The following is a 25,676-nucleotide window of genomic DNA, read 5'->3' on the forward strand; positions in this document are numbered from 1 at the left end:
TTTTAATACTTTAGTAATAATTTTTTTTAACAAGACAAATATGAAAAAAGCAATAGTATTACTCTTTGGTTTTTTGCTGATGAATACTCTTTCTGCGCAAAATGAAACAGAAGAATTAGCCAAAAAATTAGCCAATCCGATAGCTTCTTTAATTTCACTGCCGCTGCAAAACAACATTGATTATGGCATTGGAAATTTGAAAGGTTCACGCTATAAGTTGAACATTCAGCCTGTAATTCCAATGAGTCTTTCCAATGACTTGAACCTCATTACAAGGGTAATTGTGCCCATTGTTTCTCAATACAATATTTCAGGAATGGGCAATCACGAATCAGGATTGTCCGATGTGGTGGCTAGTGCTTTTTTTTCGCCAAAAAACTCCAAAAATGGATTTACGTGGGGCGCTGGTCCTGTTGTCTTGTTGCCTACAGGTAGCAACGATTTTTTGACGGCCAAAAAATTTGGCGTAGGTCCAACGGTTGTGGCACTCAAACAAATGGGCGGTTGGACGTATGGTGCGCTAATTAATCAGATTTGGAGTGTGTCGGGGGACGAAAAGCGAACAGATGTGAATCAAATGTATGTGAATCCCTTTGTTTCATATAACTGGAAATCTGGCGCTGGTGTTACGGGGCAATTGGAATGGACCGAGAGTTGGTCAAATAAAACGACCACGCTGTATTTTGAACCTGTTTTCTCTGCAATCACCGCCTTTGGTAAACAAAAAATCAGTTTTGCCGTTGGGCCAAGAATCAATATCTCGGCTCCTGATTATGCTGAAAGTCGATTTGGATTGAGAGCCTCTATGGTATTGTTGTTCCCTAAATAAATTTCTTCACATTTAAAATAATCTCAAAAATTACACAAATGAAAAACTCAATTTTAGCATTCTTTGTGAGCATCCTAATGATGGTTTCTTGCAAAAAAAATGAGACAAGCACTACAGCAACAACTGAAAATGGTGCTACTGTATATTACAATGGTGATATTCTTACGATGGAAGGAGATAAGGCAACTTACGCCGAAGCGGTGGTAGTAAAGGATGGTAAAATACTATTTGTAGGTAAGGAAGACGAAGCGATGAAACAAGCAGGTGAAGGTCACAAAATGGTTGACTTAGAAGGCAAAACCCTGATGCCTGGATTTGTAGAACCACACGTGCACCCGTCTATTGCGGCTTCTATTTTACCTAACGAAATTATTGCTCCTTATGATTGGGTATTGCCTACAGAAACCAAAAAGGGAGTCATTGGTCACGATGCCTATATCAAAGCCTTGACGGAATCGGTTCAAAAAAATGCCAAAGCCGATGAGGTATATTGGGTTTGGGGCTATCACCAATTATGGCACGGCGATTTAAGTCGAGAGATGCTTAACAAAATTTCAAAAGATAAACCGATTGCCGTATTGCATCGTTCCTTTCACGAAGTGTTTCTCAACGACAAAGCCATAGAAGTGATGAAAATCAAAGAAGCCGATTTCAAAGGAAATCCTCAAGTGGATTGGAAAAAAGGACACTTTTTTGAAGGAGGTTGGTTAGGATTGGTACCCAAAATTTCTCAATGGTTCATCGTTCCTGAGCGCTATTCTAAAGGTTTGGAATTAATGACGCAATTGATTCAAAAGAATGGAATTACCACAGTAGCCGAACCTGGTTTTCCAAGTTCTGATTTTAATTTAGAATACAATTTGCTTAAAAAAGAAATGGACAAAAATCCTCCCTATTCTGTGTTTTTGATTGGAAATGGAACGCAACTTTATGGTATGAATGGCAATAGCAATGAAAAAGCGAAAGCCTATATGGAAGCCTTGCCTGAAAAATACAATACGTCCAATATAATGTTCTTGCCTAAACAAGTTAAATTGTTCTCAGATGGGGCTATCTATTCTCAATTGATGCGAATGGAAGGCGGTTATACCGATGGACATCAAGGAGAATGGATGACACCTTTGGATTTATTGAAAGCACAAATCAAGTTTTACTGGGACGCCGGTTATAAAATTCATGTTCACGCCAATGGAGACCAAGGTATTCAACAAGTCTTGGATTACGTAGCTGAGAATGTAAAAACCAATCCTAGAAAAGACCATCGTTTGACTTTACACCACATGGGGTATTTTTCAGACAAGCAAGCAGCGCAAGTAAGTGAGTTAGGCATCGAGGCTTCTGTTAACCCTTACTATTTATGGGCTTTGGCGGATAAGTATGCTGAAAAAGGATTGGGCAAAGAAAGAGGCGAAAATTTAGTTCGTATCAAATCACTAACTAGCCGAGGCGTACCTGTTTCTTTCCACTCCGATTTTGCTATGGCGCCTATTGAGCCTTTAACCTTGGCTTGGACCGCGGTAAACAGAGTCACTTCCCAAAAAAGTAAGTTTTCACAAGACCAACGCATTGATGCTTATACGGCTTTAAAAGGAATTACGATTACCTCAGCAAGAGCCTTGAATTTAGAGAATGAAATCGGTTCTATTAAAGTAGGTAAAATGGCTGATTTCACCATTCTTGCCGAAAACCCATTAAAAATTGATGCCAACAAAATAAAAGACATTAAAGTTTTAGGTACGGTATATCGTGGTAAACAATTTGATAACGCTAATTAAGAGCCAACAATAAACTGGGTAAATACTAATTTGTCCAGTTTATTTTTTTTCAATTTCAAATAGATAAGCAAAATTAAATTGGTAATGCCATGAATGTAAAGCGGATTGCAATTGCAATAGGGGTTTCTATCTTTTTCATAGGGTGTCAGAGTAAAAAAAGCGATGATACTAAAACGCCACTAGTGGAAATAAAAACGACCATGATACAGGATACGATTCCATACACTATAGCTCAAAATTATTTTGTAAAAAACACTGTAGAAGCTATCGAAAATCCCAAAATTGAAACCGAAGCAGCCTTCAATTCCTATTTTGGCGCCGCTACTACAATGGGCAACAACGGCAAACCCACAGCGGTCGATTTTACCAAAGAATTCGCCATTGCGATAGTACTTCCGAAAACGGATAATGCCACAACCATCCAGCCCGTTGCTCTTAAAAAAGACGCAAATCATTCGCTAATTTTTGAATATAAAGTAGCGGTAGGCGATAAGCAATCCTATACGAGCCGTCCTTTTTTACTCGTGTTAGTCGATAAAAAAATGGATAGCGAGTTACGTTTGAAACGCATCGAATAATATTTTGAATTGATGATAAAGAACAAAAACAAACTTTTAATAATTAAAATATGAAAAAATCAATCGTAAGTTTTTTTGCCATAGCGATGCTTTTGCTAGGCTGCAAAAAAGAAGGAAAAAGTGACGCCGCACCAGTTGATTCAGGTGCTGCAGTAGTGTATTACAATGGTGATATCATCACTATGGAAGGTAAACAACCTACTTATGCTGAAGCGGTAGTAGTGAAGGACGGCAAAATACTATTTGTAGGTAAGGAAGACGAAGCCATGAAACAAGCTGGAGAAGGTCACACTATGGTGGACTTGAAAGGAAAAACGATGTTACCGGCTTTCTTAGATGCGCACAGTCATTTTATCAATGTGGGTTTCACCGCAGCAGTTGCCAATATTTTGCCACCGCCAGATGGTCCAGCAGCTGATTTTAATTCTATTGTTAATACTTTGAACGAATATAAAAACACCGCAGATGGTACAACAATGATTAAAAAATTTGGTTGGATTTTAGGTAACGGCTACGATGATTCTCAGCTGAAAGAAGGAGATCATCCAAAAGCTACTGATTTGGATAAAGTCAGTACGACCCAACCAGTTTTAATTATTCATCAATCAGGACATTTAGGGGTGCTGAACTCCTTTGCGATGAAAATGCTGGGCATCAACAAAAGCACCAAAGATCCTGCTGGTGGAAAATATCGTAGAGCTGCCGATGGTACACCCAATGGCGTACTAGAAGAAGGTGCTTTCTTTTCTGTCCTATTCCCAATTTTAGGGAAAGGAGATGCAGAAGCCAATACTATGTTTATTGATAAAGCCTTGTTGGAGTATGCTAAAAATGGTTATTTGACAGCGCAAGAAGGTAGAGCTACGCTTGAGCAAGTGGCGCAGTTGGAGGCTGGTGCAAAAAGCAAGCAATTTTATCTGGATATAGTATCTTATCCTGATGTGGCTTTGGGTGTTGAAGAAATTATGAAAAGCCCGTATTACAGCACCGCTCATCAATATCAAAACAAGTACCGAATTGGTGGTGTAAAATTAACGTTAGACGGTTCGCCTCAAGGTAAAACGGCTTGGCTTTCGCATCCTTACCATGTTCCGCCAGCAGGTGAAAAAGCAAGCTATAAAGGACAAGGCGTAATGACCAATCAACAGGCCAATGATTATGTAGCACTTGCTTTTAAAAATAAATGGCAACTGTTATGTCATACCAATGGTGATGCAGCGATTGATCAATATTTAAAAGCGATTGATTTGGCTGAAAAAAAATACAATTATGACGACCACAGAACGGTACTAATTCACGGTCAAACTTTGCGTAAAGATCAAATTCCGGCATTGGTTCGCCAAAAAGTAATCCCATCCTTATTCCCAATGCACACTTTTTATTGGGGAGATTGGCACGCTGAATCTGTGTTAGGACACCCAAGAGCCGATTATATTTCGCCAATGAGAGATGCTATTGATGCAGGACTTATCACTACTTCGCATCACGATGCACCGGTAACCTTCCCGAATTCAATGCGAGTGTTAGATGCAACGGTAAACCGTGTAACTAGAACCGGTAAAATTTTAGGACCAGACCAAAGAGTTACTCCGTATGAAGGGTTAAAAACCTTGACAGAATGGGCTGCTATTCAATATTTTGAAGAAAAAACAAAAGGAACCTTAACTGCAGGGAAATTGGCAGATTTTGTGATATTGGATAAAAATCCATTAAAAATAAAATCATTGGATATAAATAAAATTCAAATATTGGAATCCATTAAAGAGGGAAAAACAGTATTTAAAAAGGAATAAATTTTAGTGCTATGTAATCGCCATTTACCAAAGGTTTGTACTAGTCATCCCGATGATTAAATGGCGATTTCATTGCTGATGCATAACAAGTATATTTTACACCTATGAAAAAACGCTATTTTGTATCCATCTTATTTTTAGTCCTGATTGCCACAGCTTGCAACACGGCTAAATCCAAAACAGGCAAGGCAACTACTGCCGAAAAATCAGAGAATATGAAAGTAAATTCAATCGATGGTACTTGGGAAGCCAATTATGTTATGAATAGTCCCAAAGCTTTTGATGAGTTGTATCCGAAGACAAAGCCAACAATAACCATTAACAGCGGTCAAAATCAGATTAGCGGTGCTACGGGATGCAACAGCTTCCGCGGCAAATGTTCGATTGATGGCAATAGGTTGCAAATTGACGAGGCGCTTGCATTGACGCGAAAAATGTGTCCGGATATGGTGGGGGAACAAACCTTTTTGGCAACTTTAAAAAAAGTAAACAGTTATTCTTTGACCGATGAAGGAGCCACATTGAACCTGATTATGGGCGATATAGCTGTAATGCGTTTAATTAAAAAATAGACTCAAATGAAAAACAAAATCAAACTCTTGGCTTTACTGTTTGCAGTAACAATTTCCTTAAGTTCTTTTTCCCAATCGAATAATGATGGAAACTGGATTAAAATTGCCGAAAAATTAGTCGCGTTCAAATCCGACAAAGATGTGATTACACCTACTGGAAATGAAAGAAAGGTAGACAAAATAAAAATAAAGTGCGTTCAAGGGACTTTAAAACTCAAGAAAGTACGAGTAGAAATGTCTGACGGCGAAAAGAAAGAATACGATGCCAAAGGAGTAGGAGTGCTTTCAAAAGGAATGTCTTCGTTGCCTTTTAATTTGCCAGGAAAGAATAATACCCTTAAAAAAATTGAATTGCAATACGATTCTGTTGGAGCCTTATTGGTGACTAAAAAAGCTAAAATAGAAGTAGTAGGGCACGTGATAAAATGATGTGTTATACTTATTTTTTTAGATAAGAGACCACTTTTACCAACGCTACTCTTGCAAAAGTATTACAGCAAGGAGTAGCGTTTTTTTTGTTTTTATCTGAGGTGTCCTTTGCATCAATAGAAGGTTTATTACTTATTTTTGTTGCTCCTGAAATTAAAATGGCTATAATGACACAAATTAGTATTCTTGGCTGCGGTTGGCTCGGTTTGCCTTTGGCGAAAGCCTTACTAAATAATGGTTTTTCGGTGAAAGGTTCGACAACCTCTGCTTCAAAACTAGGCGATTTAGAAACGCTAGGCGTACTTCCGTTTTTGATGGCATTGCAACCTAACGCCATTGATGGAGATTGTACTACGTTTCTAAAAGGGAGTGAAATTTTGATTATAGATATTCCACCCAAATTGAGAAGCAACAATAGCGAGGATTTTGTGGGGAAAATCCAAACCTTGATTCCTTTTATCGAACAGTCCGATGTCCAAAAAGTACTGTTTGTAAGCTCAACTTCGGTCTACGGTGAAGATAATGATTTGGTCACTGAAGAGACACCTTTGAACCCCGATAGCGAAGGAGGACGTCAATTGGTCATCGTAGAAGACTTGTTGCAAAAGAATACACATTTTCAAACCACCATCCTTCGTTTTGGCGGACTCGTAGGACCCGACCGCAATCCGGTTCGGTTTTTGGCAGGCAAAGAAAATTTACCCAATGCCAAGGCACCCATTAATTTCATTCACCAAACGGATTGTATCGGAAGCATTAAAAAAATTATAGCATTGGATTGTTGGAACGAAGCCTTCAATGCCGTGTCGCCTTATCATCCCACGCGCGAAAACTATTATCAACAAAAAGCTCGCGAATGGCAGTTGGTAGCACCTACCTTTGCCCCAACTTCTTCGGGAACCGGAAAAAGGATTAGTAGTGATAAACTACAATCGATTTTAAAGTATACTTTTGTAGAAACTCCGTAATCTTTTGAGAACAAAAATTAAAAATGCAGTAACAGCTCCACTTACAACCTTGGGATTGCCTATGTTGGCCTTAGCTTGGGTGAGTATCGCTTGGGGTACGACTTGGTTAGCCTCCAAAGAAGGCGTAAAACATATGCCGGCGCTTCAGTTGGCAGCCATTCGTCAGTTTTTGGGTGGTGCTTTGTATGTAGGCTTCTTTTTAGTTAAAAAAACACCTTGGCCCAAAGGCAAACAATGGAAATCCATTTTGATTTTGAGTATGCTTAATTTTGCGCTGAGCAACGGACTGAGTACTTGGGGTGTGAAATTCATTCCGAGTGGTTTGGGTGCGATTATTGGCGCAATGGTGCCTATTTGGATTGCGATGATTAGCTTTTTCAATGGAGAACGCATCACCCGATTGGCTGTTTTTGGAATTGTCATTGCCTTTGCGGGAGTATGCGTTATTTTCTATGAACATTTGGCCGATTTCATCCGACCCGATTTTCAATTTGGAATTGTACTTTCCGTGGCAGCCACTATTACTTGGGCTTTTGGTACCTTGTACACCAAGAAAAAAGCCGCTAGTTTTAATCCCTATTTTAGTTTAGGATTGCAAATGTTGATTTCTAGCGTGTGTCTTTTTGCTTTCACTGGAGCTACTGGCACCAATATTCCGCTGACGCAAATTCCTGCCGCTTCTTGGTGGGCTATTGCCTATTTGGTGGTTATTGGTTCGGTGTTGACCTTCATTGCGTTCATTTATGCCTTGCAACATTTACCCACCGAATTGAGTAGTGTTTACGCCTATATCAATCCAATCGTGGCGGTGCTTTTAGGGGCTTTTTTGTTTGACGAAATTCTCACCGCGGCCATCATTATTGGCGGAACGGTTACTTTAACTGGCTTGTATATCATCAATTTTGCTATGCAACGCCATCGAAAACGAATACTAATCCAAAACTAAAATAATATGAAGTTCAATGCATTTATTTTAATTCCGACGTTTCTAGGCTTGACTTTAGTGCAAGCACAGCAAAAAAACACGGGTATTTTGCCTAACGAAAATTTGATTACCGAGAACATTGTTGCCATTCCCAAAGAGTTGGCCGTTCAGGTAAAAAAATACTCCGAGGCTCGTGGTGCTTCTTTGGCAGAAATTCATCCCGTAAAAAACGATATTATCATTACGACTCGTTTTGGTTCTACGGCTCAATTGCATCGCGTGGTGCAACCTTTGGGCGCGAGAACCCAAATCACTTTTTTCGACGAACCTGTTAGTGGCGTGAGCTACGAACCTACCAAAGGCGAGTATCTGATTTATTCCAAAGACGTGGGCGGTAATGAGTTTGGGCAATTGTACCAATTAGACCTCAAAACCCTGCAATCGACTTTATTGACTGATGGTGGCCGTTCACAAAACGGAGGCATTACTTGGAGAGCCGATGGAAAAGGGTTTTATTTCTCCTCGACCAAGCGCAACGGTGGAGACCGTGATATTTATTATATGGACCCCAAAAATCCTTCAGCAGCCAAAATGGTGCTGCAAGTAAAAGGCGGCGGTTGGGGTATTTTGGATATTTCTAAAGACAATTCACAACTGTTGATTGGCGAATACATTTCGGCCAATGAATCTCATATTTGGTCTTTGGATGTCGCTTCTGGCAAATTATCCGAAGTAACCGACAGAGCCAGTAAAGGCGTGATACAAGGTGGTGCCAAATTTGGAAATTCGACCAACGAAATTTGGTTTTTGACCGATAAAGACAACGAATTTGAGCGTTTGGCTATTTTGGATGTGAAGACCAAAAAAGTAAACTATCTAACGTCTAAAATCAATTGGAATGTAGAAAATTTTTCTTTTTCGGAAGACAAAAAACAACTGGTGTTTATCACCAACGAAGCGGGTCGCAACAAAATGTATTTGATGACTACCAAAGACCAATCCTACAGCGAAGTAAAAAATATTCCAACAGGATTGATTGGCGGAGCGGAGTTTACTAAGGACAATCAAAGCTTGTTCTTTACGCAATCGACAGCTCAAACGGCTTCGGATGTATACCGTCTTTCACTAAAAAATGGCAAAATCGAACAATGGACTGCAAGCGAATTGGGTGAAATGCAAGCGTCTGATATGGCGTTGCCAAAGTTTATCGAATGGAAAAGTTTTGATGGCTTGGGTATTTCAGGATTTTATTATCCTGCCGCTTCAAAATTCACCGGAAAAAGACCTGTGCTGATTCAGATTCACGGTGGACCAGAGGCACAATCGCAAGCGTCTTTCTTGGGCGCAAGCAATTTTTACACCAACGAAATGGGCGTAGCGATGATTTTCCCGAATGTGCGAGGTTCTGCTGGTTTTGGTAAAACCTATTTGGCCAAAGACAACGGAATGTTACGCGAGGATTCTGTAAAAGACATCGGAGGGCTATTGGATTGGATTGCCCAACAACCCGAACTCGACAAAGACCGCATTATGATTATGGGCGGAAGTTATGGCGGTTATATGACCTTGGCCACGGCCTTTCACTATGCCGACAAAATCCGATGCTCGGTAGATATTGTGGGGATTTCCAACTTCAATACCTTTCTCAAAAACACCGAGGAATACCGTCGCGACCTGCGAAGAGTAGAATATGGCGATGAACGCATCCCAGAAATGGCCGCTTTTTTTGATAAAATGGCGCCTTTAAACAATACCGATAAAATCAAAAAGCCGTTATTTATCATTCAGGGCACCAACGACCCTCGCGTTCCCGTGACCGAAGCCCTTCAAATGCGCGACAAACTCAAAGCACAAGGCAACACGGTTTGGTACCTCGAGGCCAAAGACGAAGGCCACGGCTTCAAGAAAAAAGCCAATGTCGATTACCAACGACTGGCCGTCATCCGATTTATGCAAGAGTATCTTTTAAAATAATCCCACAAAACCCATTCCCTGCGAGTGGGTTTTTTGTTAAGAGAAGGTAACAGTAATAAGCAGTTTCGTGTTGAGGAGCACCCGTGACCTGCTCACCACACGAGTCGTCCCGCTTTACGTTATAATCTTATAGCCCGAACCCCGGGCCATAAGGATTTCCACTACAATCGGGGCTAGGCTAGAGCGTTTGGTTTTCATCAGCCAAGGAGTACTAATACAAAAACTTCTTTTTTAAATGATTTTCCAGTTGTTTTCCTGCAAGGTTTTCAAAACCTTGTAGGTATGTTCTTTGAATCCAAATACCTACAAGGTCAAAAAAAGACCTTGCAGGATGGTTTTCGAGTATTAGAATTCAGATGAACTGCTATGAAATTATACTGTTTTTTCTTCTTTTATTCACAAACAAATTCACTTATAATTCCTACTTTTAAAAGGTGTTTTTAAGCCAATATCGAACGCTAATCCAAAAGGATGTTACTTAAAAACAACAATTATTTACTACATTATAATTCAACAATTTATGAAAAGAACAATGCTTTTAGCCTTCTTGATGATTTCGATTGCTGGAATGGCACAACAACTTAACTATGGTAGTGGAGGCACCGTATTTACTTCTGAAAACAAAAAATTAACTTCGGATGAGGTTAGACAATTACTAGCCAAAAACAGCGAAGCTTTATCAGAATACAACGCTGGGCGTAATAAAAAAACATGGGGAAATGTTTTGTTTTATGGTGGTTTAGGCTTGGTAACAGTTAATCTTGCAACCGCTATGACTACGGATAACACTACTTCGACTTATAATCCTGGGGATTATTCTCCAAACATTAAATCGGAACGTTCTAATTTAACCGCGGCTATTATTGGAGGCGCAATGATTGTAGCTTCTATACCAATAAAGATTGGCTATCCAAAAAGAATCAAAAAAGCATTGGGTTTGCACAACAATGGTACGGCGAGTATTTATGAATCACAACCGACCACAACATTACTAGCAAGCGCTAACCAAATTGGAGTAAGAATCACTTTTTAATTGAGGTTTTTTGAGTTGATGTGTTCTTTGAGCACACATCTTAAAAAATAAGAAGTTTTGTATACTCCATCTAATTTACACCAACAAAAAACCCATCCGCTTTAGCTGATGGGTTTTGGTATTTTAAGAACAGAATATTGTAAAATTTATATTTGTTATAAGTAACTACAGCTCCTTGTTACCAGTAAACGATATCTATTAACACTGTATTAACCAAAATATTATTTTTAAATTTTTCTTGTTTAATTATGTTTCCAGTCTTATCAAAGTAATATTTGTATTCAACGACTATATTCTTTGTTGTTTTGGGCACAGAATATGTTTTTAATAAGTTACTTCGCTTGTCATATTCATTAATTGTAACTGAATGGTATTTAGCTTTTTTTGTTTCTAATTCTGATTTGATTCTATTTCCGTTTTTATCAAAAATACATTTTAAATATCCGTCATTAAGTTCTCCTTCTTTATTGTAGGAATGAGTAATTAAAGATTTGTTTTTGTAGTTAATAGTTGTTTTTTCTGTCAATTTTAGTTGACCATTTCCATTAAAATGCTCTACTACTATTCTATTTCCTCTTTTGTCAAAATGAGTTATTTTCTTATTGTCTAGCTTTTTGTCAAAGTAGGCTAAATATTCTATTTCATTACCTTTTTTATCATACTTGTGCTCGATCATTAATTCTGGGCTATTAGTATTTGATTTTGTAATGGATTTGATTAATAATCCATTTTGATAAAAAAATAAAGTCTCGTCAAAATAATCTTTACCATAAAGATCTTTTTGTGCAATTTTTTGACCTTTTCTGTTCCAGTTTGAAATTACATCGAAAGGCATTGTCTCTGAGTCTTTAACAGAAGTTCCTTTTATGTTTTTAATTTTTATTTCTTTAATATGACCTCTGAGATCTTGAATATCTCCATCTGGCATAGAGATTTTTTTTATTTTAACAGGAGTACAAGAGGTTATTAATGATAAAATTATAAACAAGTATATTCGCATTTTTAATTTTATATTATATAAAGTTTGTTTTCAAATAGTGTATTAACTCAAACTCTTAAAACCTATTGACATTGAAGCTATCATATTTTTAAAAAAGACTTTATTTCTTTTTTAGACATTTCAGTTATTATGTACTCTTTCTTGACTTCAGCTGTGTGTTCTTTGTCATATTCCAATTGCAAATCACCTTCAGCTGTGTGAAAAAAAGGCTTAAAGTGGCGGTAAGTAATGGTGTGATTTTTTTCAATTATGTTACTAGCTTTATCTGGATAATATAGATCAAATTGAAATAGATGTTTTTCATCGTTAAAGACATCTGAAAGCCCCAAATAACTCGTCGGGTAGACGATATCTCCCTCTTTTACTTTTATTGATTTAGCAGACAAACCTATATACCTAGCATAAGTACCATCTTCATGTTCAATGATGATATTATGTCTTTCTGATGAATAGACTAAATCTTTTTGATTAAATGTTTGCAATTCCTTTTGATTAACTTGAATAACAATGCCTTTTCGCATAGCAAATATACTATCGGGAGTTGCTGTACGGATAGCATAGGACGTGAAAAGACTATCCTTTTCTTTATTAAAGTAGGTGCTTTTAACATCGTTATTTTGTGTAATCTTATATTTCTTTCCATTTTTAAAAGGTAACAAATAGGTATACAATGTATCCGCTTTTGCCTTTAAATTTCCTGGAATATTAACCACAGAGTAGCTAATACCAATTGGTTTGTTAGGATCCCGAGGACGGAGAGTATATAGAAGGCCAAAATCGTTTTGAATCACTTTTTCAATATTACTAGACGATGAATTCTCTAATCTGTTAAACTTTATTCGAATGGTGTATGAGCCGGGTTTTAATTTTTCATAGAGAAAATCAATAGTGTTGTTTTGATTTTGAACTGTTTTAACAGTAACCGCATTTGCTTGGGCAGTCCCCAATTGTATTTGAAATAGGATTAAAAAAAGAGTTATGAAGCTATGTTTTTTATTGTGAAGCATTTGATTTTATTAGTTTTTATTTAGCCATTATAATTGTTGTCAGCAGCTATTGTTTTATTTATTCTCTCAGAGAACTTACACTACAATTAAAAAAAGGTTAATCACGAAGCAATGTATAATCGATTTTATGATCTTGAACAGCTATCATTTTTAAATGAAAGCAATCTATAATTTTTTCTCTCAAAGGATAATCGTTTTCCATACAATTTTGTCCTTTTGAGTCTAAAATCGTAATACATGTATAGAAGTCTTTCGAAGTTTCGATGCCATCTGTTATTATTGTGAAAGAGGGCTCTTGCTCAAATAGTTTAATATCATACCAGATTTTTTGACTAATATTGGATTGATGGACTCCAATTGATTTTTCATGCCATTTTCCATAATTTATGTACATCATTTTTGAAGCATCAAAGGCTGATTTAATTTCATAAAATCGTATTTCTTTATGATTATTAGAATTCTCGTTTGTTAAAGGGTTGTTGTAAATTTTTATTTTTTTATACTTGGTTTCAGTTAGCTCTCGATTGATTTTATTTTTTTTGGAAGACGAACAAGAAATTAAAACTATTGTTAACACAATTGATATGATAATTTTCATAATGTCATTAGTAATTGAAAGTGTTTTATTTAGCAATTTATAAAAAAAATGTCAAAAAGAAGCTCATTTCTTATGAAAATATAAATTTGCGCTTTTAAAGTGGACATAACAATTCTTTCATTATGATTTCCAACAAAAAACCCATCCGCTTTAGCTGATGGGTTTTGGTTTTTCTAGAACAGTAAGTCTTACCAGATTTTTACTCTTTTCTCTGGAGCGATGTACATACCGTCATTCGGTTGAATGTTGAAGGCATCGTAGAATGCATCTACGTTTTGTAAAGGCACATAGGCTCTGTACATACCTGGCGAATGCGGGTCGGTTTTTACTTGTGATTTCAAGGCTTCGTCTCTCATTTTAGAACGCCAAATGGTAGACCAAGAAATGAAGAAACGTTGTTCAGGTGTATATCCGTCAATCAATCCTGGGTTGCCGTTTTCTTTTAAGTACAATTGCAAACCATCGTAAGCAGCATTCACACCACCTAAATCTCCAATGTTTTCACCTAAAGTAAATTTACCATCTACAAACGTTCCTGGAAGCGGTTGCAAAGCGCTGTATTGTGCAGCTAAAGCTCCTGTTAAAGCCCCAAATTTTTTCAAATCTTCTGGTGTCCACCAATCCACTAAATTGCCGTCGGCATTGTAGCGTGCTCCAGAATCATCAAAACCGTGAGAGATTTCGTGACCAATAACGCCTCCAATTCCACCATAATTTACGGCTTCGTCAGCTTGGTAGTTGTAAAAAGGTGGTTGCAAAATAGCAGCAGGGAATACAATTTCGTTGTTCGATGGATTGTAGTACGCATTCACCGTTTGTGGTGCCATACCCCAACGGTCTTTGTCTACAGGTTTTGTCAATTCAGCAAAGTTTTCTTTATTACGCCAAATAGCAATGTTTCTTACGTTCTCAAAAAATGTTCCTCCTTCAGCTGGACTTTTGATAGTCAAAGCAGAGTAGTCTTTCCATTTGTCTGGATAACCAATTTTAACTCTTAGTTTGTTTAATTTGGCAATGGCACTAACTTTCGTTTCAGCCGACATCCAAGGTAAGTTGTTGATGCGGTTTTCGTAAGCACGGAAAATGTTTTTAATCATTTTTGCTGCCTTTTCTTTAGCTTCGGCAGGGAATTTTTTCTCTACGTATAATTTTCCTAAAGCTTCACCTACAGAACCTGTTACGGTTTGTAAAGCTCTTTCTTCAAAAGGTCTTTGTTTTACAGCACCCGTTAAGGTTTTGCCATAAAATTCCCAGTTGGCTTTTTCAATTTCTGTAGATAATTGGCTAGAAGCTCGGTTCAATAAAGACCAACGCATATACGCTTTCCAGTCGTCTACTTTGTTTTCTTTAAAAAGCGTTTCTAATGCCGTCATATATTTTGGTTGCGACACGATAATCGTTTGATTCGTAGGCAAACCAATTTTAGTGAAATACGTAGTCCAATCGATAGATGGCGTTAGTTTTTGTATTTCCGCAACGGTCATTGGGTTGTATGATTTACGACGGTCTCTTCTTTCTACACGGTCAAAACGTGGTTTAGACATTTCGATTTCTAAAGCCAAAATTTTCTCCGCATTGGCTTTCGCTACTTCAGGTTTGTCGCCTAAATATTGCAACATTTTAGCCACGTGAAGTACGTATTTCTCTCTTTTTTCTTTTGAATCTTTGTCTTCGCCTACATAGTAATCACGGTCAGGTAAGCCTACGCCTCCAGGTCCTAAGTTAATTACATTGACGTTGCTGTTTTTAGCATCGGTACCTACACCAGCGCCAAAGAAACCAATGCCACCCGTAGGTTCCATTTCGATTAATAAGGCTTGTAAATCTTTTACGTTTTTAACCGCGTTGATTTTTTTCAAATAAGGTTTTAGGGGAGCAATACCTAATTTGTTACGGCTTACGGTATCCAACATGGTTTTGTACAAATTGATGGCTTTACCTTGGTCGGTATTCGATTTGTACGCTGGGTTGTTGGCGGCTTCTTTTAAAATCGCCAAAGCGTCAGTATCGGTGCGTTGACGCAATTCGTCAAAGCTTCCCCAACGGGTTTTGTCGCTTGGGATTTCGGTAGTGTTCAACCAGGTTCCGTTTACATATCGGAAAAAATCATCGCTTGGTTTGATGGTTTTATCCATATATTGGATATTGATTCCTGGCTCTTTGGTAGCCGAAGCAGTTTGTGCTTGGCTCCATCCAAAACTAAAGACTGCTGGTAGTGCAAACAGTAAGGTGGTGGACTTTTTTGGGTTCATATTAAAATTTGAATTAGTTACGATACATTCGTGTCAAAAAGCAAAAAATAGTTACACCGAAATTGCTTTTTTTACGACAAAAAATACATTATTAAGAGAAATCCTCACAATTGAATTTCTTTTTCTTGCTTGCCTAAAATTAGGATTACAATAATGATATCTCTCAAGTTTTTGACTCTTGAAATTTTTATAAAAAAGGCAAGAATACCCTATTGGACTTCATAGTGTAGTAAAGGTTTAACGTCTTGTGAATTTTTTTTGCGTGAGGGGTGGAGTGGAGCTCTTTTTTTATCCCGTTTTTTTGCGGGATAAAAAAAAGCGGGAACGGAGACCCGACCCGAAGCCTCGTTTTTTCTACGAGGCGAAGGGGCACGCCCAAATTATACCGATTATGTATTCAATATAGTTCAATAAAAATTGAACTATATTCATACTATATCGGCATTATACCTGAACTCATTTGGGATAAAATGTGTTTTTGTTTGGTATTATTTTAAAAAGAGTAGTGCAAGGCAGACCGTTGTTTTGTAATTTTGCGCGAAATTTAAATGTTGACTTTCTATTTTATTTTAAAAACCTACAGATGAAAGCTTTCTTCTATAAGTATCGTATATTTTTTGGTGTTTTATTGGTATTTTCGGTGATTACTATTGGTTTATTTTACAATGCGTTGAAGCCAGAAAAGACTTTGCCTATTTACAATCCTGCCGACGTGAATCCTGAATTGGTAGACAGTACGGTGCAATATGTGAGTAAGGCGCACACGATTGCTGATTTTTCGTTTGTGAATCAAAACGGGAAAACGATTACCCAAAAAGATTATGAAGGGAAAGTGTATGTGGCCGATTTTTTCTTTACGACTTGTGGTTCTATTTGCCCCAAAATGACCAAGAATTTGGCCGAAGTGCAAGTGGCTATCAAAAATAATCCCAAAGTAATGCTGTTGTCGCACACCGTTTTTCCTGAGACCGACAGTGTGCCTGTTTTAAAAGAATACGCGCTAAAACATGGAGTGATAGATAGCAAATGGAACTTGGTTACGGGCGATAAAAAGGAAATTTATACAATGGCTCGAAAATCGTATTTGGCCGTTAAGTTGGGAAAACCTGAAGAATTGTACGATATGGTGCATACCGAAAATTTTGTATTGGTGGACCAAAAAAGACGCGTTCGTGGTTTTTATGATGGAACCAAAAAAGAAGATATGACGCGATTGATAGAAGATATTAATTTTTTGTGTGCTAATTAGTTTGGCGAAAATGGAACACGAATTCCACTAATTTTCACCAATTCAGCAGTGGTTATGAGTGTGATTTTCAGTTCTGAAATGGAACACGGATGACGCTGATTTAAACGGATGCACACGGATTTTTATTGGTCTCAAATAAACTTTAAAGCTATGCACTTTCGGGGCTTTTCGTTTTAGTTACTAAAAAAAATATTACCGCAAATTCGCAAATTTTGAAATATTTTTAATTGGAATAATTTGCGAATTTGCGGTAAAAATTTACTATCCAACCTTTCAGACTTTGAGTTTGTGAAATCAAATCTTTGGACTTTTAATTCATAGTGTTTAGTTTAAACCAGCGAAAATCCGCTTCATCCGCTTCATCTGCGTGCCATTTAACTTCTTAGGGCACTTAGCGACAGTCAGATTCTTTTTTACAATTGTGATAATTATCATTTGAATTTCTATTATAATATGTATTTTTGCAATCTTAATTCAATCTAAATAAGGTTTGTCAACAACAATACATTCACTCAAAAAAGGGGAAAGAGCCATTATCAAAGACTTTGATATTGATGCGATTCCATTAAAATTGCTCGAAATGGGCTGTTTGCCTGGTAATGAAGTAGAGTTGCTGCAAATCGCTCCCTTCGGTGATCCGCTGTATCTAAACATTAACGGATCGCACGTTGCCATTCGAATAGCAACGGCTCAGGAAATAGAAGTGGAACGAATCCAATAAAGCTAATGATCAGCAATCACAACATCAATGTCGCTTTGATAGGGAACCCGAATGTGGGGAAAACCTCTGTTTTTAATCAATTGACGGGTTTGAATCAACAAGTAGGCAATTATCCTGGAATTACGGTAGAAAAAAAGGTGGGATTTTGTAAGTTGCCTTATAATTTCAAAGCCAATATTCTGGATTTACCAGGTACCTATAGTTTGAATGCCAGTTCTATCGATGAAAATGTGGTAATTGAATTACTGCTCAATAAAAACGATAAACTCTATCCCGATGTAGCCATAGTGGTGACAGATGTAGAGAATTTAAAGCGTAATTTGTTGCTTTTTACCCAAATCAAAGACCTTGAAATACCGACTATTTTGGTGATAAATATGGCCGATAGAATGGAATACAAAGGCATCAGTTTGGATATTCCTTTTTTAGAAGAAAAGCTAAAAACCAAAATTGCTTTGGTGAGTTCCCGAAAAGGATTTGGAATTGAGGAATTGAAAAATTTAATCGTTTCGTATAAATCCATTTCTAATGAACCTTGCTTGAATGCCTCTGTGATTGATACAGACTATTTTGAAAATCTTCGCAAGGCGTTTCCAAATCAATTGCTGTATAAGTTATGGTTGGTGATTACTCAAGATGTGAACTTTTTGAATTTAGAGCGTAAAGAAATTCAGAGCACGTTCACCAAATCGCATTCGGATTTGAAACGCTTGCAGCAAAAAGAAACGATTAAGCGCTACCAATTCATCAATGATGTGTTGAAAGTGGGAATGACCATCGATCAATCTATTGCTAAAGATTTTAGAGCCCAATTGGATCGTGTGTTGACGCATAAATTCTGGGGCTATGTAATTTTCTTCTGTATATTGTTTGGTATTTTTCAATCCATTTTTGTGTGGTCAGAAGTGCCAATGGATTTTATCGACAGTTCCTTTGCTAGTTTGAGCGCTTTGTCTGCCGAAGTCTTACCTGCAGGAATGTTGACCAATTTGATTTCGCAAGGAATTATTCCAGGAATTGGCGGTATCTTAATTTTTATTCCTCAGATTGCCTTTTTGTTTTTGTTCATTTCTATACTTGAGGAAAGCGGATACATGAGTCGTGTGGTGTTTTTGATGGATAAAATTATGAGTAAATTTGGGTTGTCGGGCAAGAGTGTCGTGCCTTTGGTTTCGGGAACGGCTTGTGCTATTCCTGCGATTATGGCGACTCGTAATATCGAAAATTGGAAAGAACGCTTAATAACCATTTTAGTGACTCCGTTTACGACTTGTTCGGCGCGTTTACCAGTGTACGCCATCATTATTGGATTGGTGATTCCAGATCAAAGGATTTTGGGGATTTTCAACTTGCAAGGATTAACCCTAATGTTATTGTATTTGTTGGGATTTGGAATGGCAATTTTTTCGGCTTATGTTTTAAATAAAATATTGAAGATTAAAGGTAAGTCTTATTTCATTGTGGAAATGCCCAACTACAAATTGCCTTTGTTTAAAAACGTGGGTATCAACGTGATCGAAAAAACCAAAGCTTTTGTGTTTGGCGCTGGAAAAATCATTTTGGCAATTTCGATTATTTTGTGGTTTTTGGCTTCCTATGGCCCAGGTGAAAACTTCAGTAATGCGGAGCAAATTGTAGTAAGCAAACACGCTGATAAACCCCTTTCTGAAACAGAGTTGGAGAACGAAGTGGCTTCACAAAAATTAGAGAATTCTTATATCGGGCTGATGGGTAAATCTATCGAACCTGTTTTGACACCTTTGGGTTATGATTGGAAAATAGGGATAGCCATTATCAGTTCATTTGCGGCCCGAGAAGTTTTTGTAGGTACTTTGGCGACGATTTACAGCGTTGGCGACACCGATAATGAAGACACCATCAAGAATAAAATGCAATCCGAAATCAATCCTTTGACAGGCGAAAAAGTCTTCAATTTTGCTTCTGGGATTTCCTTACTCCTTTTTTATGCTTTTGCTATGCAATGCGTCAGCACGCTCGCTGTTACACGTAAAGAAACGAACAGTTGGAGATGGCCGTTGGGGCAGCTTATTTTTATGAGTGCTTTTGCTTATACGGTGGCTTTAGTAGCTTATCAATTATTGAGTTAAAGTAGCAGAACAAATGTTAAAAGTAATTTTTAATTTGTCTAAATAAGAATCCGAACTTACATTTGCAGTCTAGAATTAATCTAAATAAAAATGAAATTATTCTTTTCTGCGCTTGTACTAGTGACAAGTAGTTTGGCTTTCGGACAACAAGACACTAATGATGTTGCTTTAAACGACACTGTAAAAAAATTATATCCTGTAACTGTTTATTACAAAAAACAACCTGTAGAGCGCTTGAAAGAAGTACAGGGCAATAGTTTGTTTTCTGGAAAGAAAAACGAAGTGATTTCATTGCTAAACACTAATGGAAATGTGGTGACCAACAACGCAAGAGAGATTTTTGCTAAAGTGCCAGGTGTTTCAATTTGGGAAAATGAGGGCTCTGGAATACAAATCAATGTGGGTGTTCGTGGGTTGAGTCCTAACAGAAGTTGGGAATTGAATACGCGTCAGAATGGGTATGATATATCCTCGGATGTGTTTGGCTATCCAGAAGCGTATTACAATCCGCCATTGGAAGCAGTAGCCAATATTCAATTGGTTCGCGGTGGTGCTTCACTACAATTTGGATCACAGTTTGGCGGAATGCTCAACTACGAATTGAAACGCGAAACCGAAAAGGTTTTCTCTTTCGAAACTCAAAATACGGTGGGGAGTTATGGCTTGTTTAGTTCCTATAACGCCATTGGTGGTACCACAAAAAAAATAGACTATTACGTTTATAATCATTCCAGACATGGGGATGGTTGGAGAGAAAATGGACGTTATTCGGTGCGCAATACCCACGCTTACTTCGCCTACAAGTTCAACGAGAAAACCAAACTTTCGGCTGAATATACCAATATGGATTATGATATGCAACAAGCTGGAGGTTTGACGGACGCACAGTTTGAAGCTAATCCGCAACAATCTCTTCGCAGTCGTAACTGGTTTGGTACCCCTTGGAATGTAGGAGCTTTGATTTTGGATACCCAATTCAGTGATCGCTTGACTTTTAATGCGAAACTTTTTGGATTAATTGGAGAACGAAATTCGGTAGGTTTTATAAAAGCTCCAAATTTGGTCGATGCAATTAATCCAGCTACAAATGCTTATGACAATCGTCAGGTAGATCGTGATTTTTATAAAAATATTGGTTTAGAAACCAGAAGTATTTTCAAATACAGATTAGGTCAGGAAGAACAAAAATTAGCCTTTGGAATTCGTTTGTACCAAGCCAATATGAACCGTGTGCAACAAGGAACAGGAACGACGGGTTCTGATTTTGATTTGACGATTGAAGGTCGTTACAATCGTGATTTAGATTTCACCACAGACAATTTTGCAGCTTTTGCAGAAAATCAGTTCAAAATTACCCCAAGATTAAGTGTGACACCTGGTGTGCGTTTCGAATCGATTCGCTCTACCAGTGCAGGAAGAATTAATATCATTAATGGAAATGATGTTATAGCGACTCCGCAAGACATTACTCGAAATGTAGCATTGTTTGGTTTAGGAGTAGAATACAAATGGGAAAGAACAAACTTTTATGCTAATTTCTCACAAGCCTTTCGTCCAGTATTATTCTCAGACTTGACACCTTCTGCAACTACTGATGTGATTGACCCGAACTTGAAAGATGCAAAAGGTTATAATTTTGATTTTGGATACAGAGGTTCTGTTCTTGGTTTTGTAAACTTTGATGTGTCGTATTTTTATATTTCATATCAAAACAGAGTGGGAGGAATTTCTAAATTCGAAAATGATGATCCAACAACACAAAAAACTTTTTTATTTCGAACCAACTTAGGGGAGACTACACACAAAGGATTTGAAGGATTTGTAAATGTGAATGTAGCCAAAGCATTTCATGTAAATGAGACAATAGGAGATATTAACTTCTTTGCTACGATGTCTTTCATTGATGCTACTTACACTGATTTTAAATTCACTCAAGTAAAACCTAATCCAACAACAGGAAATATAGATATTATTGAAAGCAATTTGGCTGGAAAACAAGTAGAGAATGCGCCACGCTACATCCACAATTTTGGTATTAGTTGGGATTTCAAAAATATTTCTACCACGTTTCAAAATCGTAGAACCAGTAAGATTTATACCGATGCCAACAACACCGAAACTCCATCAGCAAACGGTGTAACTGGGGCATTAGCAGGATTTAGCGTCTATGATTTCTCTATGAAATATGACTTTTTTGGGAATTATAATATTAAGTCGGGAATTAATAATCTTACGAATGTTAGTTATGCTACTCGTCGTGCTGGAGGTTATCCTGGACCTGGCGTATTGCCAAATGATGGACGTACTTTTTACATTAGTATTGGTGCCAAATTTTAAATAAAGCCTACCTTTAACCCAGATTTCTAATGCGGAATCTGGGTTTAATTCTTTAAAATGAACCTACTATGTTGGTACAAGAAATCATCGCTTTTTCCTTATTGGCTATTGCCATTGGTTTCCTTGTTCGAAAGTTTTTCTGGAAAAAGAAGTCCAAAAAAAACTGTGGAGACGGGAATTGTGGGTGTGGTTAAACCCGCTTCACATACAAGTTTCCTGCAATTTTTGACGATACGGTAAGTGGTGTATCGTTGATGATTAAATGTAAAGACGCATCAAAATTTTCTCTTCCCAATACTTTGATAACCGCTCCTAAAGCAATTTTTTGTTTGTTCAAGTATTGCAGAAAATCGGCAGAGGAATCTTTTACTCCCACACAAATAGCAGTTTCGCTTTCAGCCAATTCTGAGAGTAATAGTTTTTCTGTTTTAGTAATTTTTCCTTGTGCGTCTGGAATGGGATCTCCATGAGGGTCTTCGGTTGGGTTACCCAAAAAATCATCGAGTTTATTGATGAGTTGTTCGGATTTGATGTGTTCTAATTGCTCGGCGATGTCGTGTACTTCGTCCCAAGTAAAACTTAATTTTTCAACTAAAAATACTTCCCAGAGACGGTGTTTGCGTACAATCATTTTAGCAGCATGCATTCCTTTTTCAGTTAAAGAAACCCCTTGGTATTTGATGTAATTGATTAGTGCTTTATCAGCCAATTTCTTCAACATATCGGTTACCGAAGAAGCTTTGGTTTCCATCATTTCGGCAATGGCGTTCGTAGGTACTTCGGCTTCAAGCTGCACCGTCAAATGATAAATCGCTTTTAGGTAATTTTCTTCGGAGTGGGTCATCATATGAAATGGAATTTTTAACCTCTTTCAGCTTTTAAAGCCAGAACGGGGTTGTTTTATTTTTTAGCATTATTAATCAATACTAATGGAATGGAAATCTTATGGCGCAAATGATCGATTGTGGTTCCCAATAGTAAATCTTTAAATCCAGTATGGCCATGCGTACCCATAATAAGTAAATCGAATTTGCCTTTATTGACCAATTTTGGAAGTACTTTGTTGGGCTTCCCAAAACCAAGTAGGGTTTTGACGTGGAAACCTTTTTCTTGAAACATTTCCTTGTATTCTAATAACAATTTTTCGTCAATGGTGGTTTCGTGATCGTCGGTTTGTTTGCCGTACATCATAGCACCTACCGTTTCAACCACATGAATCAGCGTATATTTAGCCTCTTTTCCACCCATATTAAAGGCGTAGTTAATGGCAGTTTCATCGGCAAAAGAAAAATCGACGGCAATAGCAATTTTTTGAGGGAGATGCGCCTCGGTAGAATTGAATTGCAAGGCCATATTATGTGGCGAATGATTTTGAATGGTATATTTTGTCTTGGTTAAGAACGGTTTTATAACAATATAAAGTAGTAAAATTAAGAAACCGATTGCAAGAGGAACTACAGTTAACCATAACACCATTGGGTTTTGAGACTCCGACAACCAACCTTGAATCTCGTCAAAAACCAATTTAGCGTTTAGCGAAACAATAATCAAAGCAATAGTCCAAGCGGCTATTTTAGTCAGCGTGTTGATATGAAAACCATTCATTTTGTTTTTATCGCTTACAAAATGGATCAATGGAATAATGGCAAATCCCAATTGTAAACTCAAAATCACTTGACTGAAAATGAGTAGTTTCCCCGTGACACTTTCGCCATAAATCAAGATTACAATCACTGCTGGAACTATGGCTATTATTCTGGTAATAATGCGTCGTACCCAAGGCTGAATGCGTAAATTCAAATAGCCTTCCATCACGATTTGACCCGCTAAAGTTCCCGTGATTGTTGAACTCTGTCCAGCAGCAATCAATGCCACGGCAAATAGGATAGAAGCCCATTTAGTACCTAAAATTGGTGCCAAAAATTTATGAGCATCTTGAATTTCGGCTACCTCAAATAGCCCGTTTTTGTAGAAGGTCGCGGCTGCCAAAATCAAAATAGCGGCATTCACAAAAAAAGCCAAATTCAGTGCAATCGTTGAATCAATTAGGTTGTATTTTAAGGCTTGTCGAATGCCTTTCGGACTGCGATCAAATTTTCGGGTTTGCACCAAAGACGAATGCAAGTACAAATTGTGAGGCATTACCGTGGCTCCAATAATTCCAATGGCAATGTAAAGCGCAGCTTCATTTGGAATGGAGGGAATCAATCCTAAAACTACTTTGTCTAGTTCTGGTTGGGCAAAAAACATTTCAAAGACGAAAGAAAATCCTATGATGGCTACCAAAACTATGATAAAAGCCTCCATCTTTCGGATGCCTTTGTTGATTAAGAAGAGCAGTAAAAAAGTATCTAAAACAGTAATCAAAACGCCTTCTATTAACGGAATGTCAAACAGTAAATTAATTCCAATCGCCATTCCGAGTACTTCGGCCAAATCACAAGCAGCAATGGCAATTTCGGCCAAAAAATATAAAATGTAATTCACAAAAGGCGAATAGGTTTCGCGTGAGGCTTGTGCCAAATCACGTTGGGTGACAATCCCTAAACGAGCACTCAAACTTTGCAATAGCAATGCCATAAGATTACTCATCAGCAATACCCACAATAGTGAATAGCCAAATTGACTTCCACCCGCAATATCAGTGGCCCAGTTTCCCGGATCCATGTAGCCTACACTTACGAGATAAGCTGGGCCTAGAAAAGCCAAGATTTTTCTAAACGTTGATTTTTTATTTTGTGTAGTCACCGATTGGTTGACTTCTTCTAAGGAATGACTCAATTGTATAGTGTTTTAAAACCCAAATATATACAAAAAAAGTTCACTTTAAATATTTTTTTAGACTTGTCTAAATACACCTGTACTTAAACTCAATTTGTCAAAGGCCAATTGAAAAGAATTATACCCTATTCCTACTTTTTTCATCTTGGTTGTCGTAATTTTGCGAGTTTAATAACGACAGTCGATTTGTGAACTGTTTATTTTTAATCCATTTCATTTTTATGAGTAGTAGTTATTCCTTTAGTTCACAAGAAGTATCCCTTTTATCACAAGTTCAAAAAGGTAGCAAAGTAACCGCAGTATTTTACCATTTGTGGGTCAATTTGGTGCAACAGGACAATAAGTTCATATTTATTGATACGGTTGAATTGCATTTTGAGAACGAAAAAAAAATGTTTTTCAAAATCAATGAAGAAGATACTGGATTTTCTATCGTGACCGATTATGATTTCGAAAAAGAGCAACAACAACTAGAAGAACAATTTAACGGGACTTTGTCTTTAAAAAGAATTGATGTTTCAGCTGCTCCGTTATGGATTGAAAACATCAAAACACCATTGCTTGGTATAAAAGTGGAGCGTGAAGATACGCCTATGTCTGGCGCCTATGTTAGTATCACTTTCGAAGCAGGAGCTTTGGAAATTGATTACGATCAAGAAAGCGGATTAACGGTTCAAATTTTTGAGGATTTATAACCTCATTACCATAAATGTATGCTAAAATCCAGTATTGAAGTTCGATACTGTA

General features: G+C 37.4%; 22 protein-coding genes. 16 read left to right on the top strand and 6 right to left on the bottom strand.

The genetic code is table 11. From position 1 onward, the window contains the following. The first annotated feature begins 40 nt into the window (after positions 1-40). From ACSVH9_RS05465 to ACSVH9_RS05510, 10 genes are all read left to right on the top strand, one after another. A complete protein-coding gene (locus ACSVH9_RS05465) occupies positions 41-829 on the top strand; it encodes a hypothetical protein (RefSeq protein WP_438062823.1) in 789 nt (262 codons plus the stop codon). A gap of 38 nt (positions 830-867) precedes the next feature. Next, complete coding sequence (locus tag ACSVH9_RS05470) at positions 868-2,604, top strand: amidohydrolase (RefSeq protein WP_438062824.1); 1,737 nt, start codon at positions 868-870, stop codon at positions 2,602-2,604. An 89-nt stretch (positions 2,605-2,693) separates the two neighbouring features. Then, on the top strand, positions 2,694-3,182 hold the full coding sequence (locus ACSVH9_RS05475) for a hypothetical protein (protein WP_438062825.1): 489 nt from the start codon (positions 2,694-2,696) through the stop codon (positions 3,180-3,182). A gap of 50 nt (positions 3,183-3,232) precedes the next feature. Continuing rightward, positions 3,233-4,975 (top strand): amidohydrolase, encoded by a 1,743-nt coding sequence (locus ACSVH9_RS05480; RefSeq protein ID WP_438062826.1) that lies wholly within the window; start codon positions 3,233-3,235, stop codon positions 4,973-4,975. A gap of 104 nt (positions 4,976-5,079) precedes the next feature. After that, a complete protein-coding gene (locus ACSVH9_RS05485; protein WP_438062827.1) occupies positions 5,080-5,547 on the top strand; it encodes an META domain-containing protein in 468 nt (155 codons plus the stop codon). A 6-nt stretch (positions 5,548-5,553) separates the two neighbouring features. Continuing rightward, positions 5,554-5,976: a hypothetical protein gene (locus ACSVH9_RS05490; RefSeq protein ID WP_438062828.1), complete on the top strand. Its 423-nt coding sequence runs from the start codon at positions 5,554-5,556 to the stop codon at positions 5,974-5,976. A 167-nt stretch (positions 5,977-6,143) separates the two neighbouring features. Next, positions 6,144-6,944, top strand: coding sequence for an SDR family oxidoreductase (locus ACSVH9_RS05495; RefSeq protein WP_438062829.1), 801 nt, complete (start codon positions 6,144-6,146; stop codon positions 6,942-6,944). Between the two features lie 4 nt (positions 6,945-6,948). Beyond that, positions 6,949-7,890 (top strand): DMT family transporter, encoded by a 942-nt coding sequence (locus tag ACSVH9_RS05500; protein ID WP_438062830.1) that lies wholly within the window; start codon positions 6,949-6,951, stop codon positions 7,888-7,890. Positions 7,891-7,896: 6 nt separating this feature from the next. Beyond that, positions 7,897-9,843, top strand: coding sequence for a prolyl oligopeptidase family serine peptidase (locus tag ACSVH9_RS05505; RefSeq protein ID WP_438062831.1), 1,947 nt, complete (start codon positions 7,897-7,899; stop codon positions 9,841-9,843). A 520-nt stretch (positions 9,844-10,363) separates the two neighbouring features. Continuing rightward, positions 10,364-10,876, top strand: coding sequence for a hypothetical protein (locus tag ACSVH9_RS05510; RefSeq protein ID WP_438062832.1), 513 nt, complete (start codon positions 10,364-10,366; stop codon positions 10,874-10,876). Positions 10,877-11,054: 178 nt separating this feature from the next. On the opposite strand, the gene ACSVH9_RS05515 is transcribed toward ACSVH9_RS05510, so the two are convergent. From ACSVH9_RS05515 to ACSVH9_RS05530, 4 genes are all read right to left on the bottom strand, one after another. Then, a complete protein-coding gene (locus ACSVH9_RS05515; RefSeq protein WP_438062833.1) occupies positions 11,055-11,804 on the bottom strand; it encodes a hypothetical protein in 750 nt (249 codons plus the stop codon). 152 nt (positions 11,805-11,956) lie between these two features. Next, entirely contained in the window at positions 11,957-12,883 is a 927-nt protein-coding gene (locus ACSVH9_RS05520; protein WP_438062834.1) for a hypothetical protein, read from the bottom strand. A 97-nt stretch (positions 12,884-12,980) separates the two neighbouring features. After that, entirely contained in the window at positions 12,981-13,460 is a 480-nt protein-coding gene (locus tag ACSVH9_RS05525; RefSeq protein WP_438062835.1) for a hypothetical protein, read from the bottom strand. Positions 13,461-13,669: 209 nt separating this feature from the next. Further along, positions 13,670-15,733, bottom strand: a complete 2,064-nt coding sequence (locus ACSVH9_RS05530; RefSeq protein ID WP_159688205.1) for a M13 family metallopeptidase — start codon at positions 15,731-15,733, stop codon at positions 13,670-13,672. 583 nt (positions 15,734-16,316) lie between these two features. On the opposite strand from ACSVH9_RS05530, the gene ACSVH9_RS05535 reads away from it, so the two are divergent. The 5 genes from ACSVH9_RS05535 (at position 16,317) to ACSVH9_RS05555 (ending at position 22,342) form a co-directional block, all read left to right on the top strand. Beyond that, positions 16,317-16,982, top strand: a complete 666-nt coding sequence (locus tag ACSVH9_RS05535) for an SCO family protein (RefSeq protein ID WP_438062836.1) — start codon at positions 16,317-16,319, stop codon at positions 16,980-16,982. 490 nt (positions 16,983-17,472) lie between these two features. After that, positions 17,473-17,703: a FeoA family protein gene (locus ACSVH9_RS05540; RefSeq protein ID WP_438062837.1), complete on the top strand. Its 231-nt coding sequence runs from the start codon at positions 17,473-17,475 to the stop codon at positions 17,701-17,703. Between the two features lie 8 nt (positions 17,704-17,711). After that, positions 17,712-19,811 carry a ferrous iron transport protein B gene (gene feoB, locus ACSVH9_RS05545; protein WP_438063034.1) on the top strand — a complete coding sequence of 700 codons (2,100 nt, stop codon included), beginning with the start codon at positions 17,712-17,714 and terminating at the stop codon, positions 19,809-19,811. A 90-nt stretch (positions 19,812-19,901) separates the two neighbouring features. Next, entirely contained in the window at positions 19,902-22,148 is a 2,247-nt protein-coding gene (locus tag ACSVH9_RS05550; protein WP_438062838.1) for a TonB-dependent receptor family protein, read from the top strand. 68 nt (positions 22,149-22,216) lie between these two features. Continuing rightward, the gene (locus ACSVH9_RS05555) at positions 22,217-22,342 is read left to right on the top strand and encodes a FeoB-associated Cys-rich membrane protein (RefSeq protein ID WP_298297149.1); all 126 of its coding nucleotides are present in this window, start codon (positions 22,217-22,219) and stop codon (positions 22,340-22,342) included. Here the strand turns inward: ACSVH9_RS05555 and ACSVH9_RS05560 are convergent. Both ACSVH9_RS05560 and ACSVH9_RS05565 read right to left on the bottom strand, forming a co-directional pair. Beyond that, positions 22,339-22,992, bottom strand: coding sequence for a metal-dependent transcriptional regulator (locus ACSVH9_RS05560; protein WP_438063035.1), 654 nt, complete (start codon positions 22,990-22,992; stop codon positions 22,339-22,341). The two genes, ACSVH9_RS05555 and ACSVH9_RS05560, sit on opposite strands and share 4 nt — an antisense overlap. Before the next feature lie 56 nt (positions 22,993-23,048). After that, entirely contained in the window at positions 23,049-24,929 is a 1,881-nt protein-coding gene (locus ACSVH9_RS05565; RefSeq protein WP_438062839.1) for an Nramp family divalent metal transporter, read from the bottom strand. A gap of 221 nt (positions 24,930-25,150) precedes the next feature. Between ACSVH9_RS05565 and ACSVH9_RS05570 the strand changes: the two genes are divergently transcribed. After that, complete coding sequence (locus tag ACSVH9_RS05570; protein WP_438062840.1) at positions 25,151-25,624, top strand: hypothetical protein; 474 nt, start codon at positions 25,151-25,153, stop codon at positions 25,622-25,624. Positions 25,625-25,676: the final 52 nt, after the last annotated feature.

This window comes from Flavobacterium sp. RSSB_23, from assembly GCF_051547145.1.
Classification (GTDB): Bacteria; Bacteroidota; Bacteroidia; order Flavobacteriales; family Flavobacteriaceae; genus Flavobacterium.

What these genes read in the sequence shown, in the direction of transcription:
- ACSVH9_RS05495 (WP_438062829.1), top strand. Translation starts at nt 6,144, where the DNA reads ATGACACAAATTAGTATTCTTGGCTGCGGTTGGCTCGGTTTGCCTTTG.
- ACSVH9_RS05465 (WP_438062823.1), top strand. Translation starts at nt 41, where the DNA reads ATGAAAAAAGCAATAGTATTACTCTTTGGTTTTTTGCTGATGAATACT.
- ACSVH9_RS05555 (WP_298297149.1), top strand. Translation starts at nt 22,217, where the DNA reads ATGTTGGTACAAGAAATCATCGCTTTTTCCTTATTGGCTATTGCCATT.
- ACSVH9_RS05490 (WP_438062828.1), top strand. Translation starts at nt 5,554, where the DNA reads ATGAAAAACAAAATCAAACTCTTGGCTTTACTGTTTGCAGTAACAATT.
- ACSVH9_RS05535 (WP_438062836.1), top strand. Translation starts at nt 16,317, where the DNA reads ATGAAAGCTTTCTTCTATAAGTATCGTATATTTTTTGGTGTTTTATTG.
- ACSVH9_RS05510 (WP_438062832.1), top strand. Translation starts at nt 10,364, where the DNA reads ATGAAAAGAACAATGCTTTTAGCCTTCTTGATGATTTCGATTGCTGGA.
- ACSVH9_RS05530 (WP_159688205.1), bottom strand. Translation starts at nt 15,733, where the DNA reads ATGAACCCAAAAAAGTCCACCACCTTACTGTTTGCACTACCAGCAGTC.
- ACSVH9_RS05505 (WP_438062831.1), top strand. Translation starts at nt 7,897, where the DNA reads ATGAAGTTCAATGCATTTATTTTAATTCCGACGTTTCTAGGCTTGACT.
- ACSVH9_RS05485 (WP_438062827.1), top strand. Translation starts at nt 5,080, where the DNA reads ATGAAAAAACGCTATTTTGTATCCATCTTATTTTTAGTCCTGATTGCC.
- ACSVH9_RS05475 (WP_438062825.1), top strand. Translation starts at nt 2,694, where the DNA reads ATGAATGTAAAGCGGATTGCAATTGCAATAGGGGTTTCTATCTTTTTC.
- ACSVH9_RS05520 (WP_438062834.1), bottom strand. Translation starts at nt 12,883, where the DNA reads ATGCTTCACAATAAAAAACATAGCTTCATAACTCTTTTTTTAATCCTA.
- ACSVH9_RS05470 (WP_438062824.1), top strand. Translation starts at nt 868, where the DNA reads ATGAAAAACTCAATTTTAGCATTCTTTGTGAGCATCCTAATGATGGTT.
- ACSVH9_RS05515 (WP_438062833.1), bottom strand. Translation starts at nt 11,804, where the DNA reads ATGCCAGATGGAGATATTCAAGATCTCAGAGGTCATATTAAAGAAATA.
- ACSVH9_RS05570 (WP_438062840.1), top strand. Translation starts at nt 25,151, where the DNA reads ATGAGTAGTAGTTATTCCTTTAGTTCACAAGAAGTATCCCTTTTATCA.
- ACSVH9_RS05560 (WP_438063035.1), bottom strand. Translation starts at nt 22,992, where the DNA reads ATGACCCACTCCGAAGAAAATTACCTAAAAGCGATTTATCATTTGACG.
- ACSVH9_RS05550 (WP_438062838.1), top strand. Translation starts at nt 19,902, where the DNA reads ATGAAATTATTCTTTTCTGCGCTTGTACTAGTGACAAGTAGTTTGGCT.
- ACSVH9_RS05480 (WP_438062826.1), top strand. Translation starts at nt 3,233, where the DNA reads ATGAAAAAATCAATCGTAAGTTTTTTTGCCATAGCGATGCTTTTGCTA.